Genomic DNA, 11,965 nt, shown 5'->3' with positions numbered 1-11,965 from the left:
CCTCACCAACCCGGGTAGTCCAAACTAACCCCCGTCTTTTCAAGTTTGTATGACTGACCAATAGGTTTAGGTCGGTTTTTTGTATTTTGGCACCATGACCCTTCTGAACACGACGCTCAAATGGCTCCTCGAACGGCGACTGCCGCGCATCGAAGCCATGAAAAAACACCCCGGAGCGGTGCAGCAGAAGGTATTTGACCAGCTGATCCGAGCGGGCCGGCGAACCGAATGGGGACGGGCCCACCAGTACCAGTCGATTCGGACGGTGGCGGATTTTCAACAGCAGGTGCCGATTTCGAGCTACGAAGAGCTGTATCCCTACATTGAGCGGGTGATGCGGGGCGAACAGAAAGTGCTCTGGCCATCGCCGGTACGCTGGTTTTCCAAGTCGTCGGGTACAACCAACGCCCGCAGCAAGTTCATTCCCGTTACGCCCGAATCGCTCGACGAAAGTCACTTCAAAGGGGGCAAGGACATGATGGCGCTGTACGTAGCCAACAACCCAGACACCCGCACGTTTGAAGGCAAAGGCCTCTCCATTGGTGGCAGTCTGCACCCGAACCCAACCGGTACAAATGGCGTGGCGGGCGACGTATCGGCAGTGGTTATGAAGAACCTGCCCAGCTGGGCCCAGGCCATCCGTACCCCCGGCATCGAGGTAGCCCTGATGGACGACTGGGAAGCCAAACTGGAGCGCATGGCCGAAGTCACCTCCCAGGTAAACGTAACCAGTATGCTCGGCGTACCGACCTGGGGACTGGTGCTGATCGATAAGATTCTGGCCCGAACCGGCAAATCGAATATTCTGGAGGTATGGCCCAATTTCGAGCTGTTCGTTCACGGCGCTGTCAATTTCCAACCGTACCGCGATTTGTTCCGTCAGCAGATTTTCCCGTCCGATACGGTTCGGTACCAGGAAGTGTACAATGCATCGGAAGGGTTTTTCGCCATTCAGGACGATATGGCGCGCGTTGGCGAAATGCTGCTGATGCTCGACTACGGCATTTTTTACGAGTTTGTGCCAGCCGCCGAAGCCGACAAACCGTTTCCCAAAGCCCTGACCATTGACGAAGTAGAGCTTGACAAAAATTACGCCCTGGTCGTATCGACTAATGGTGGCCTGTGGCGATACCGCGTTGGCGATACCGTTCGGTTTACGTCGCTCTACCCCCATCGGCTGAAGGTCAGCGGCCGAACCAAACATTTCATCAATGCTTTCGGCGAAGAAGTCATTGTAGAAAATGCTGAAGCCGCCATTACCCGCGCCAGTGAGGCTACCGGAGCCGTCATTGCCGATTATACCGCCGGGCCGGTTTACATGAGCAACGGGAAAAACGGCTGCCACGAGTGGGTCATTGAGTTTGCGCAGCCCCCCCACGATCAGCAGCAGTTCAACCAGATTCTGGACGAAACCCTCCGGCAAATCAACTCCGACTACGATGCCAAGCGCTACAATAACTACGTGCTGAAGCACCCCCGCATCCACGTTGTTCCGCGCGGCACGTTTTACGCCTGGATGAAACAGCGCGGCAAGATTGGCGGTCAGCACAAAGTGCCGCGCCTGGCCAACTCCCGCGAATACCTCGACGATATTCTGGGCCAGTTCTCGGTTGGAAACTGGTCGTAATCAGCCCCGAACCAGCTTCTTTTCTTTGATAAAGTCATTGGTCATCACGGTTTTGTCCGGGTTGAGCACCACCTGCTTCAGCACCGCACAGACAAACAGTTCATGATCACCCGAGTCGGTCGTGTGCAGCACCTGACACTGGGCGTACCCGATGGCTTCTGTCAGGTACGGACAGCCCCGCACATCGACCGCATACGGCAACTTTCGGAATTTGTCCGTTTGTCTCTTTTTTCCTTCCGATCCAGGGCGGCCCTGGATTGGGCGGCCCGATCCAGGGCGGCCCGATTGCTGGCCCAGTTTCCGAATCAGGCTGGTCTGGTCGGTGGCCAGCAGGTTGACGTTCAGCATACCGCTTTCCCGAACCAGCTCAATGGTATAGTCGGTTTTGTAAAGTGCTACCACCAGGTGCGTTCCTCCCATGGCCGTTTGCATCACCCAGGTAGCGATGTTGGCGTTTTTCTGACCGTCTGATGTGATGGTGGTAATACTGTGAACGTCGTAGTTTTTGAATTTCAGCAGGCGCTTGGGCATGAGGTCGTGTAGGATTGGGGGGCCGCTGGCAGAACGAAGCCGCCAGCCTGATTGTTGATTCTATGAGTCTGGTTAATTTTGACGTGAAGTTGGCAACCATACGCTGACCCCTAACGACTGCCGAATGAAATCGTTCGATATTCCCGAGTACTACCGCAGCAGCATTATTACCCCTCTGAAAGAATTCCGGCGGAAACGGGATAAGCTCAAGCGAGATTTTACCCCTACTGTGCTCGACTTCGGTCCGGTCCGGTTTCTGGTGGCCCGCCATTTCGGGTTCTGCTACGGCGTAGAGAACGCGGTGGAGATCGCCTACAAAGCCATTGCCGAAAACCCCGGCAAACGCATTTTTCTGCTAAGCGAGATGATTCACAACCCCGATGTGAACGCCGACCTGCAGAGCCGGGGCGTCCGCTTTCTGATGGACACAAAAGGTAATCAACTCGTGAACTGGGCCGAACTGACGCCCGATGACGTGGTTATCATACCCGCCTTCGGTACTACCCTCGAAATTCAGCAACAGCTGGCGGCCATTGGCCTCGATGTGGCGAAATACGATACAACCTGCCCGTTTGTCGAGAAGGTGTGGAACAAAGCCGGGCAGATCGGTCAGAAGAACTACACCGTTGTAGTGCATGGTAAACCGACCCACGAAGAAACGCGGGCTACCTTTTCGCACAGCAAAGAAGCCGCCCCAACGGTAGTAGTGAAGGATATGGCGCAGGCGCAGCGGCTGGCTCGTTACATCACCGGCGAAGCTTCGGCAGCCGAGTTCTTCAGCGAGTTTGCGGGCCAGTACTCCGACGGCTTCGACCCGACCCGCGACCTTCAGCGCATCGGCGTCGTGAACCAGACAACCATGCTGGCTTCGGACACGCAGGGCATTGCCGACTACCTCAAACAGGTTATGATTCGGCGGTATGCGCTCCAGCCCGACCAGATCGACGCTCACTTTGCCAACACCCGCGACACGCTCTGCTACGCCACGAACGATAACCAGGACGCCACCTACGCGCTGCTGACCTACGAAGCCGATTTTGCCATCGTGGCCGGGGGCTACAACTCGTCCAACACCTCGCATATCGTTGAACTCTGCGCCGAAAAACTGCCGACCTACTTCATTGAGTCAGACCAGAAAATTCTGTCAGAGACCCTGATCCGGCATTTCGACAACCACACCAAACAGGAGATCGTAACCGAAAATTTCCTGACGGCTTCAACGCAGCCCGATCGGCCGGTAACGGTACTGCTCACCTGCGGAGCTTCCTGCCCCGACGCGGTGGTAGAAGGCATACTGCTCCGGCTAGTTGGCTTCTTTCCCGATGCCCGACCCGTTGGCGAGGTGATGAGCGAGTTTATGGTCTAGCGAACCCGGATGGTGACCTCACGGCTTTCGTTATTGAGCCGGTCGAGGGCCGTTACTGCGTACACGTACTTCTTTTTGGGATCGGCGGTCCTGTCTACAAAACGCGTTGTCGATTCGCCCTGGCAACGCGCCACGATATAGCGCGGATCGTCGAGCCGCAGGCGAGGTTTGCGCCCTTCAAACCGGTAAATGATGTAGGCACTGGCTCCGTCGCCATCCTCGGCCTCGGCCGATTGCTGCCAGAACAGTTCAACCCCTTCGGGCGTATCGGCGGCTTTGAGGTCGCGCGGGGGCAGGGGCACGATGCTATCCAGCCACGTCATGGGCGGTACCAGCGCCGGATGCCGGTAAAAATTGGTTTGCAGCGAATCACGGATGGCCAGCGGGTTCAATTTCAGGTTTTTGGCGCTGAAGAACACGCTTCCCTGCACAATGCGCTGGAGCCGGTTGTAGCGCATCTGATCGGGAAACTCGGTAGCGCGCGCCCAGCCCGGATCCCGTTCCGACCCGCGTCCAACGCGGTAAGCACCGTGGCCAATGTACAGATGACATTTGCCCGAGTTGCGCGTCCACCACTCAACCAGCGTTTTGTACGGCACCCGCGTAAACTCCGAACTGAAATAAACCTGCGGCACGATGTAATCGATCAGGCCATCCCGAATCCATTTGCGCGTGTCGGCATACAGATCGTAGTATGACTGCCCACCGTTGGTAGCGGAACCATCGGGGTCGTTGCTCTGATTTTTCCAGATGCCAAACGGGCTGATGCCAAACTTGACCCAGGGTTTGTTGGCCCGGATCGAATCGCGCAGCTCGGCCACGAGTTTGTTCACGTTGTCGCGTCGCCAGTCGGCTTTTTTCATGCCGTTATAATTGGCCTGGTAGGTGCTATCGTCACGCAGGGTTTGGCCGGCAATGGCGTAGGGATAAAAATAATCGTCGAAGTGGATGCCGTCTACATCGTATTCGCGCACCACGTTGGCAACGATACCGGCGATGTAGGTCCGGACTTCGGGAATACCGAGGTTGAACAGTTTGCGCCCGCCGTACTCCAGCATCCAGCGGGGTTTTTGATAAACAATATTGCTGGGCGCCACACTGGCTGTTTTGCCAAACGTAGCCCGGTCCAGGTTGAACCACGCATGAAACTCCAGCCCCCGCTGGTGCGCCTGTTCGATCATAAAATCAAGCGGATCGTAGAACGGCTGGGGAGCCAGCCCCTGCTGCCCCGTCAGCCACTCGGACCAGGGTTCTGAACCGCGCGCGTAGAACGCATCGGCCGCCGACCGAACCTGCACCACCACTGCGTTCAGGTTCGTTTGCTGGTACATGTCGAACATCTCGACAATCTCCCGCTGCTGCTCGGCTACGGGCAGTCCCTTTTTGCTGGGCCAGTCGATATTCTCAACCGTTGCAATCCAGACGGCCCGGAACTCACGCTTGGGCGGCACCGGCCCAATCAGCGGAACATCGTCTTCGAGCGTATCGGCCGGTACGAGAACGGCCGACGGGGCCGGTTTGGGTTTGGGCGGTGCGGGTTTGGGAGCGGGTTTTGCCGCTACGGGAGGGCCGGTCGGTTTTTTGGTGACGACCGGTTCGGGCCGCCGACAGGCATGTACCAGGACCAGACAGGACAGCAGGAAAAGAAAAGCAACAGAACGCATCATGGAGACATAAAAATCAATGCCCCAAAATAACGACACAACAACCAGAAGTCTTACGCTCCGGCCTGAACCTGGCTTCTTTTACTGGCGGCCCGGCAGGCATCGCTGCAGTAGACGACGTTCTCCCAGTCGCGCTCCCACTTCTTTCGCCAGGCGAAAGGCCGGTTGCATACGGGGCAGATCTTGGTGGGCAGGTCGGCTTTCTTACGCATCTTCATACGCCAATAACCCGGGTTGCGCCGGATAGGTTTACGGCTTTGGGGAGCCTTTTGGCGGTTCGTGCAGCCTGAAATCAGGCGGCTCTGGCCAGCTGTTTTTTTAATGGGTTACTAATTCATTACCGCAAACGTTTTCCTCCCTACTTGGTTGTAAGTACATGAAAGACACCGAGCTAATTGCTGCGCTAACCGAAGCCGACATTGACCGAATTGTTGAAATGGCCTGGGAAGACCGTACGCCGTTTGACGCGATCGAAGCCCAGTTTGGTTTGCCCGAGCAGGCCGTCATTGCGCTCATGCGTCGCGAAATGAAGCCGTCGTCGTGGCGTATGTGGCGGGCGCGGGTGCAGGGACGGGCTACCAAACACGCGTTCCGGTCGGCCGTTGACGATGCGCGTTTCAAGTCAACGCAGCAGAGGATAGTGACACACAACAAGATAGCCAAACGCTAAAATGGTAATTTGGCGTCCGGACGAATTAGCGTAGTTTTGTACCGCTAAATCAACGGGTCAGCAATCTTTATTCTGCCTATAGTAGAAAACCAATATCTTTTTAGATTATTTTATCTTTAAAGGTAGTAGCTTTGCGCCGTTCTGCAACCAAGTTCCAAACAGATCACCTTGTTATGTCGAGCCAGAAGTTAGATCAGATAGATCGCAACGTCCTAGAAATTCTTCAAGCCAACGCTAAAATTACCAACGCCCAACTATCTAAAGAAATCGGACTTTCGCCCGCTCCCACTTTGGAGCGCGTCAAAAAACTCGAAACCTCGGGCATTATCCAGAGCTACCACGCCCAGCTCAACCGGGAAAAGGTAGGCCTCGGCGTTACCACCTTCGTTATGGTTACGCTAACGGGCCACAAAAAGGAGACGACTATGTCGTTTGTCGACAAAGCCAACGAAATTCCTGAGATTATCGAATGCCACCACATCACCGGCTCGGGCGATTTTCTGTTGAAGGTTATTGCCAAAGATATTGCCTCGTATCAGGCGCTGATGCTGGATGTGATCAATGAAATAGACGAAGTAGCCAGCACCCAGACGATGGTGATCATGTCGACCTTCAAAGAAAGCAAAGTCCTGCCCATTCCCTGATATAAGTGATGAGTTAGGGGCGATGAGCAAAGTTCTATTAACTCACCGCCCCTAACTCATCACTTCGTTTACCCTCTCCGCTTTCGGCGCTCTTCGCGTCGGGCTTTTTTCTGTTCGTCGAGCAGCTTCTGCGCTTCCTTGTGCTGGCTTGACTTCCGATCCGACTTATCCAGCACCTCCTTGAAGTAGAGTTGGGCCTGGTCGTAATTTTTCTCCTCCGTCGCTATTTTTCCGAGTGCCAGCACCGACGACCAGTAGTAGCCCGCATTCGTAGCATTGGTTTGCCGGGCAAAATCAATCGATTGCTGATAGTATTTCTTGGCCTCGGGCAGGTTCTTGTAGAACAGCTGATTGATGTAGCCCAAAATATAAGCCGCCGTTCGGCCGCTGACGCCCTCGTAGCCCGACTGAGAGCGGGCTATTTTCTCCAGCATGTTTTTGGAAATCCGCTCGGCTTCGGCCAGTCGCCCCTGAACGAAGGCCGACCGCGCATAATACCGCTCAAAGAACGGGTTATCCGGATACTGCTCCGACATATATTTAGCCATCTCGTAGGCCTTGTCGTACTGGTTTTCCATGCTGTAGATCTGAAGCAGGAAATACCGGGCCTCAACGCGGGTGTAGAAAGCCGAATTAGCCGTTTTTTCCAGCTGCCTGATCCCATTCTGCTTATTTCCTTTCGGAAAAAACATCAGAATAGGCTTCAGGATGGGGTAATTCTCCGGAATCCACTGGGAATAATAATTGTACATCCCATCGCCGAAGAGCAGTTCAGGACTGAAGTCAGCATTGCCTTTGCACTTGTCGAAATACTTGAGCGCGTTTTTACCGGCCAGGGTCGCCTTGGCCCATTTTTTTCGTTCTGAATACAGCCGGCCTTTAAACGCATAGGCAGCCGCCAGAAAGAACGAAGGCTCCAGCTTGTTATCACTTTGGTCGTATAACCGCTCGGCCAGGATAATGGTCGAGTCCATGTAGGCATGGCAGAGGTTATCGTAGTCCGTAACGTCGGTGTTGGGCACAATTTTCCACCACTCGGCCAGCCCCATCATGAAGTACGGCATCGGGTGTTTCGGATAGCGCACCCGCAGCCACCGAAACTCCTTGTCGGCTTCGTAGAACTTGAAGTTGTACATCTGGTTGATGGCCTCCGCCGATTCAATCTGCACGCCGGGGTGCTTGAGGAGACCATCGTACTTTTTATCAAACGCCGACGGATCATAGAGTTGCGCCTGCGCCAAATAGGCCAGCGCCGTCAGCCATACCGTCAACAAAGTCTTCTTCATTCGTTAGTGATTCGTTATCAATCTATGAACGTAAACGGGTGCCGGTCCGTTTGCTCAGGCGTATTTTTCACTGAAATTTAGCCCCCTTTCCGGCGCTGGCCGTATCTTTGACCTTCGCCGACGTCATCATGCTAACCATCAAGGACAAAACCTTCGTCCCGTTTATTGCCGCCGATACCATTCAGAACCGCGTACAGGAACTGGCCAGCCAGATCAGCCGCGACTATGCCGACCGTCAACCGCTGATCATCGGTGTACTGAACGGAGCCGTAGTATTTACCGCCGACCTGCTCAAGTGCATTGATATTCCCTGCGAGGTCACGTTTATTCGGGTAGCGTCGTATACGTCTACCACCTCAACCGGCCATTTAAAACAAATTCTGGGCCTGAATGAATCCATTGAGGGGCGTCATGTGCTCATTGTGGAAGACATCGTCGATACGGGTCTGACCATGGCCGACATTTGCGAACAGTTCCAGGCCGCCAATCCGGCGTCCATGGCGCTGGTGACGCTGCTGTACAAACCATCGGCGCTGAAGAAAGACATTCAACTCGATTATGTCGGCTTCGAAATCGAAAACCGATTCGTGCTGGGCTACGGCCTCGACTACGACGGACTCGGCCGCAACACGAAAGATATTCTGGTGCTGGCCGACTAGCGGTCTACCTCGCCCATAACCAGATCGAGCGAGCCCGTTATAGCCACCAGATCGGCCAGCATGGCCCCCCTAGCTATTTCACCAATAACTGACAGGTTATGAAAACAGCACGACCGGGCCTTGCAGCGAACCGGCACATCGGCGCGGCCATCGGTGCGAAAAAAAAAGCCCAATTCCCCTTTGGCGCTCTCGGCACGGGCATAAAAATCCATCGCTTTCGGCCGTATTTTCTTTGGCACCACCGCCTGTGGGTCGTAATCGCGGGTGCGTTTGTGAGGGCCGGTGAGCTGATCGAGGCACTGCTCAATGATCCGGATCGACTCGTGGCACTCCAGCACCCGAACGTTATTGCGGTCCCAGCAATCGCCTACGGTTCCCATCTGGCCCTGCCCGATCGGAATATCGAATGCCAGCTCCGGGTAGACCGAGTACCCATCGACCCGGCGCAGGTCGTACCGCAGCCCCGACCCGCGGAGCATGGGGCCGGTACAGCCGTAGTTGATAGCTACCGCCAATGGTAAGACGCCAACGTTGGCCGTTCGCTTCACGAAGATTTCATTTTCGATAACCAGCTGCTGTAACTCTACCAGTTTGGGTTTCAGGTAGGCTACAAATTCACGGCAACGCTCCTCGAAGCCAACCGGCAGGTCGTAGAACAAGCCCCCGATCCAAATGTAGTTATAGAGCATCCGCGCGCCACTGACCCACTCCAGCAGCCGCTGAATATGCTCGCGGTCACGCATAAGCCATAGAAAGGGGGTGTAGGCACCAATGTCGAGCGCATACGTACCGATGCCGACAAAATGAGCCGCAATGCGGTTCAGTTCAGCGACCAGCACCCGGATATACTCGGTTCGTTTGGGGATGTCGTTTTCGATACCCAGCATCCGTTCAACGCCCATGACAAAAGCGTGTTCGCAGTTCATGGCGGCCAGATAATCGAGTCGGTCGACGAACGGAATTGCCTGGTTGAAGGGCAGCGACTGCGCGTGTTTCTCGAAACAGCGGTGCAGGTACCCTACGTGCGGCACCACATCGACAATAATCTCGCCGTCGGTAACGACCTCCAGCCGCAGTACGCCGTGGGTAGAAGGGTGCTGCGGCCCCATGTTGAGAATCATTTCCCCTTCGGCCAGCATATCGGGGCGATAGACCGCCGGTTCTGACGCCCGAAAATGACCCGGCGCGTAGTCGTATTGGATGGTTTGGGTTGTCATGAGCTCCTCAAAGGTCGGCAGTTGACGGTCTAAAGTCAAAAAACAGCGCCGGCTCTCCCCTAATCAACTACAAATCATTACTTTTTCTTGTCGGGCTATTGGGAGAATAAATCCCATTTCGTACCTTTGCGCTCCTTATCGAGAAAACGAACTGAGCAATGGCAAAGAAAGGCGCCAATAGAATCCAGGTTATTCTGGAATGCACCGAGCAAAAAGACAGCGGTGTACCCGGCATGTCCCGGTACATTACCACCAAGAACCGGAAGAACACGCCGGCTCGTATCGAGCGGAAGAAATACAATCCGTTCCTGAAGAAAGTAACGCTGCACAAAGAAATTAAATAAGGTTTCTGGTTTATAGTTTTCTGGTTACGGTGGAGCCCACAGGCTGCCCATTCCGAAAACTGAAAACCGTAAACCCTAAACTAACCATCTGTCATGGCAAAAAAGGTAGTTGCAACCCTGAAAACGAAGGACAACGGCAAGGCGTTCGCCAAAATTATCAAAGCCGTTAAGTCGCCCAAAACCGGCGCTTATACCTTCAAAGAAGAAATGGTTCCGGTTGATGAAGTACAGGCTGCCCTCAAAAGCTAGGCCCACTCTCAGCTACAACGGCCTGTTGTCTGCGACACAGACCGTTTGCGCAAAATTTTAGGAAGTCCCCCAGCCCACGCGGCCCGGTGGGACTTTTTTTGTTGCAAATCAGTTAACTAGCAGGTAAGAATCCAGTACACCCCTCCAATCAGTAGACTGTTGGGCTGTTTGCACCCCTGAATCGGCTCCCTAACTGACAACTCATTCACTACGAACTATGGCTTTATTCGGCTTTTTCTCGAAGGAAAAGAAAGAAAATCTAGACAAAGGGTTAGAGAAAACCAAAGATAGCTTCTTCGCCAAGCTGGGTCGCGCCGTAGTCGGCAAAGCCACCGTCGACGAAGAAGTACTCGACGAACTCGAGAACGTGCTGGTATCGTCGGACGTGGGCGTCGAAACCACCGTCAAGATCATTCGCCGGATCGAAGAGCGGGTGGCGCGCGACAAATACATGGGTACTGACGAGCTCGACCGCATCCTGCGCGAAGAGATTGCCGGGCTCCTGGCCAGCAACAACACCGTAGACGTGGCCGACGATTTTGCGCTGCCGGCGTCGATCAAGCCCTACGTCATTATGGTTGTCGGCGTCAATGGCGTCGGCAAAACGACCACCATCGGCAAACTGGCCGCTCAGTTTCACAAACGGGGCAAACAGGTGGTGCTGGGCGCGGGCGATACCTTCCGGGCAGCCGCCGTCGACCAGCTTAAACTCTGGGGCGATCGGGTGGGCGTACCGGTCATTTCACACGGCATGAATACCGACCCTTCGGCCGTGGCCTACGATGCCGTGAAAAAAGCAACCGATATGGGTGCCGACGTGGTGATTATCGACACAGCTGGCCGGCTTCATACCAAAGTGAACCTGATGAACGAGCTGACCAAGATCAAACGGGTCATGCAGAAAGTAACTCCCGACGCGCCCCATGAGGTTTTGCTCGTGCTGGACGGGTCGACGGGACAGAACGCGTTTATTCAGGCGACCGAGTTCACCAAAGCCACCGAGGTATCGGCACTAGCCATCACCAAGCTGGACGGAACAGCCAAGGGGGGTGTGGTAATCGGCATTTCGGATCAGTTCAAGATACCGGTCAAGTACATTGGCGTCGGCGAGAAAATCGAGGATCTGCAGACATTCAACAAGATGGAGTTTGTCGATTCGTTCTTTAAGAAATGATAAGAATACGGCAATCGTTATGGATCTGGCTACCGTGAACAATGATGTGATCGACATCATGGAGCGTCATTATGGCCCACGCCTGGACAGTGTCATCTTGTTTGGTTCGTACGCGCGTGGTGATTACAATGAAGAATCTGACGTAGATTACCTAGTCGTTTTAGCTGACGAAAACGTATCGGCATCCAAAGAAGCATATACAACCGTAGCCGCCCGAAACGATTACTACCTGAAGACACTAATTCCTATATCGACCGTCGTTGTCTCCAAAACTCAATTTCTGACATCAAACCGCATATTTTACCGCGAAGTTAAAAAAGACGGGAAATGCATTTACGAGCGACGACCTGAGCAATTGCGTTAGGAAAGCAACCGGCTAACCGGCTACTTGGCAAATGCTAAAATTTTAGTAGCTACGGATTTTCCCAACGGAGCCATCACATCTAGCTACTACTGTTTTTTCTGGTTTGTTCGCGGTTTACTTGCCGATAAGAACATTGTTACGAAGCGGCATTTGTCTGCCCGTTAAATGTT

General features: G+C 54.3%; 14 protein-coding genes. 9 read left to right on the top strand and 5 right to left on the bottom strand.

All coding sequences use genetic code 11. The features are described from left to right. Positions 1-94: 94 nt before the first annotated feature. Positions 95-1,627: a GH3 auxin-responsive promoter family protein gene (locus FBR45_RS25230; protein ID WP_138507247.1), complete on the top strand. Its 1,533-nt coding sequence runs from the start codon at positions 95-97 to the stop codon at positions 1,625-1,627. Here FBR45_RS25230 and FBR45_RS25225 read toward each other — a convergent pair whose 3' ends face one another. Next, positions 1,628-2,158: a flavin reductase family protein gene (locus FBR45_RS25225; RefSeq protein WP_138507246.1), complete on the bottom strand. Its 531-nt coding sequence runs from the start codon at positions 2,156-2,158 to the stop codon at positions 1,628-1,630. A gap of 124 nt (positions 2,159-2,282) precedes the next feature. Between FBR45_RS25225 and FBR45_RS25220 the strand changes: the two genes are divergently transcribed. Beyond that, a complete protein-coding gene (locus FBR45_RS25220) occupies positions 2,283-3,524 on the top strand; it encodes a 4-hydroxy-3-methylbut-2-enyl diphosphate reductase (RefSeq protein WP_138507245.1) in 1,242 nt (413 codons plus the stop codon). Here FBR45_RS25220 and FBR45_RS25215 read toward each other — a convergent pair. Together FBR45_RS25215 and FBR45_RS25210 are read right to left on the bottom strand one after the other, a co-directional pair. After that, positions 3,521-5,188, bottom strand: coding sequence for a glycoside hydrolase family 10 protein (locus tag FBR45_RS25215; protein ID WP_138507297.1), 1,668 nt, complete (start codon positions 5,186-5,188; stop codon positions 3,521-3,523). The two genes, FBR45_RS25220 and FBR45_RS25215, sit on opposite strands and share 4 nt — an antisense overlap. Positions 5,189-5,241: 53 nt before the next feature. Further along, positions 5,242-5,406 carry a DUF2256 domain-containing protein gene (locus tag FBR45_RS25210; protein ID WP_138507244.1) on the bottom strand — a complete coding sequence of 55 codons (165 nt, stop codon included), beginning with the start codon at positions 5,404-5,406 and terminating at the stop codon, positions 5,242-5,244. 158 nt (positions 5,407-5,564) lie between these two features. Here FBR45_RS25210 and FBR45_RS25205 point away from each other — a divergent pair, with 158 nt between their 5' ends. Both FBR45_RS25205 and FBR45_RS25200 read left to right on the top strand, forming a co-directional pair. Next, the gene (locus tag FBR45_RS25205) at positions 5,565-5,858 is read left to right on the top strand and encodes a TIGR03643 family protein (RefSeq protein ID WP_138507243.1); all 294 of its coding nucleotides are present in this window, start codon (positions 5,565-5,567) and stop codon (positions 5,856-5,858) included. Positions 5,859-6,031: 173 nt separating this feature from the next. After that, a complete protein-coding gene (locus tag FBR45_RS25200; RefSeq protein ID WP_077922123.1) occupies positions 6,032-6,502 on the top strand; it encodes an Lrp/AsnC family transcriptional regulator in 471 nt (156 codons plus the stop codon). Positions 6,503-6,570: 68 nt separating this feature from the next. On the opposite strand, the gene FBR45_RS25195 is transcribed toward FBR45_RS25200, so the two are convergent. After that, complete coding sequence (locus FBR45_RS25195; protein WP_138507242.1) at positions 6,571-7,788, bottom strand: tetratricopeptide repeat protein; 1,218 nt, start codon at positions 7,786-7,788, stop codon at positions 6,571-6,573. 128 nt (positions 7,789-7,916) lie between these two features. On the opposite strand from FBR45_RS25195, the gene hpt reads away from it, so the two are divergent. Beyond that, entirely contained in the window at positions 7,917-8,447 is a 531-nt protein-coding gene (hpt, locus tag FBR45_RS25190; RefSeq protein ID WP_138507241.1) for a hypoxanthine phosphoribosyltransferase, read from the top strand. On the opposite strand, the gene FBR45_RS25185 is transcribed toward hpt, so the two are convergent. Further along, the gene (locus FBR45_RS25185; protein WP_138507240.1) at positions 8,444-9,664 is read right to left on the bottom strand and encodes an NADH-quinone oxidoreductase subunit D; all 1,221 of its coding nucleotides are present in this window, start codon (positions 9,662-9,664) and stop codon (positions 8,444-8,446) included. The genes hpt and FBR45_RS25185 overlap by 4 nt on opposite strands. Before the next feature lie 158 nt (positions 9,665-9,822). On the opposite strand from FBR45_RS25185, the gene rpmG reads away from it, so the two are divergent. The 4 genes from rpmG (at position 9,823) to FBR45_RS25165 (ending at position 11,795) form a co-directional block, all read left to right on the top strand. Continuing rightward, entirely contained in the window at positions 9,823-10,008 is a 186-nt protein-coding gene (rpmG, locus tag FBR45_RS25180) for a 50S ribosomal protein L33 (RefSeq protein ID WP_012929817.1), read from the top strand. Positions 10,009-10,101: 93 nt separating this feature from the next. Further along, the gene (locus FBR45_RS25175) at positions 10,102-10,257 is read left to right on the top strand and encodes a DUF4295 domain-containing protein (RefSeq protein ID WP_012929818.1); all 156 of its coding nucleotides are present in this window, start codon (positions 10,102-10,104) and stop codon (positions 10,255-10,257) included. Between the two features lie 217 nt (positions 10,258-10,474). Further along, positions 10,475-11,431: a signal recognition particle-docking protein FtsY gene (gene ftsY / locus FBR45_RS25170; RefSeq protein ID WP_138507239.1), complete on the top strand. Its 957-nt coding sequence runs from the start codon at positions 10,475-10,477 to the stop codon at positions 11,429-11,431. A gap of 19 nt (positions 11,432-11,450) precedes the next feature. Beyond that, positions 11,451-11,795, top strand: coding sequence for a nucleotidyltransferase domain-containing protein (locus FBR45_RS25165; RefSeq protein ID WP_138507238.1), 345 nt, complete (start codon positions 11,451-11,453; stop codon positions 11,793-11,795). The last annotated feature ends 170 nt before the right edge of the window (positions 11,796-11,965 follow it).

Origin of the sequence: Spirosoma lacussanchae, from assembly GCF_005870035.1 — a bacterium.
In the GTDB taxonomy this organism is placed as follows: domain Bacteria; phylum Bacteroidota; class Bacteroidia; order Cytophagales; family Spirosomataceae; genus Spirosoma; species Spirosoma lacussanchae.
The sequence above is the reverse complement of the archived record's forward strand: the minus strand, read 5'-3'. Positions and strand labels throughout refer to the sequence as shown.

Bases quoted from the DNA above. Each gene is read 5' to 3' on its own strand.
- FBR45_RS25230 (WP_138507247.1), top strand. From the start codon at position 95: ATGACCCTTCTGAACACGACGCTCAAATGGCTCCTCGAACGGCGACTG.
- FBR45_RS25225 (WP_138507246.1), bottom strand. From the start codon at position 2,158: ATGCCCAAGCGCCTGCTGAAATTCAAAAACTACGACGTTCACAGTATT.
- FBR45_RS25220 (WP_138507245.1), top strand. From the start codon at position 2,283: ATGAAATCGTTCGATATTCCCGAGTACTACCGCAGCAGCATTATTACC.
- FBR45_RS25215 (WP_138507297.1), bottom strand. From the start codon at position 5,188: ATGCGTTCTGTTGCTTTTCTTTTCCTGCTGTCCTGTCTGGTCCTGGTA.
- FBR45_RS25210 (WP_138507244.1), bottom strand. From the start codon at position 5,406: ATGAAGATGCGTAAGAAAGCCGACCTGCCCACCAAGATCTGCCCCGTA.
- FBR45_RS25205 (WP_138507243.1), top strand. From the start codon at position 5,565: ATGAAAGACACCGAGCTAATTGCTGCGCTAACCGAAGCCGACATTGAC.
- FBR45_RS25200 (WP_077922123.1), top strand. From the start codon at position 6,032: ATGTCGAGCCAGAAGTTAGATCAGATAGATCGCAACGTCCTAGAAATT.
- FBR45_RS25195 (WP_138507242.1), bottom strand. From the start codon at position 7,788: ATGAAGAAGACTTTGTTGACGGTATGGCTGACGGCGCTGGCCTATTTG.
- hpt (WP_138507241.1), top strand. From the start codon at position 7,917: ATGCTAACCATCAAGGACAAAACCTTCGTCCCGTTTATTGCCGCCGAT.
- FBR45_RS25185 (WP_138507240.1), bottom strand. From the start codon at position 9,664: ATGACAACCCAAACCATCCAATACGACTACGCGCCGGGTCATTTTCGG.
- rpmG (WP_012929817.1), top strand. From the start codon at position 9,823: ATGGCAAAGAAAGGCGCCAATAGAATCCAGGTTATTCTGGAATGCACC.
- FBR45_RS25175 (WP_012929818.1), top strand. From the start codon at position 10,102: ATGGCAAAAAAGGTAGTTGCAACCCTGAAAACGAAGGACAACGGCAAG.
- ftsY (WP_138507239.1), top strand. From the start codon at position 10,475: ATGGCTTTATTCGGCTTTTTCTCGAAGGAAAAGAAAGAAAATCTAGAC.
- FBR45_RS25165 (WP_138507238.1), top strand. From the start codon at position 11,451: ATGGATCTGGCTACCGTGAACAATGATGTGATCGACATCATGGAGCGT.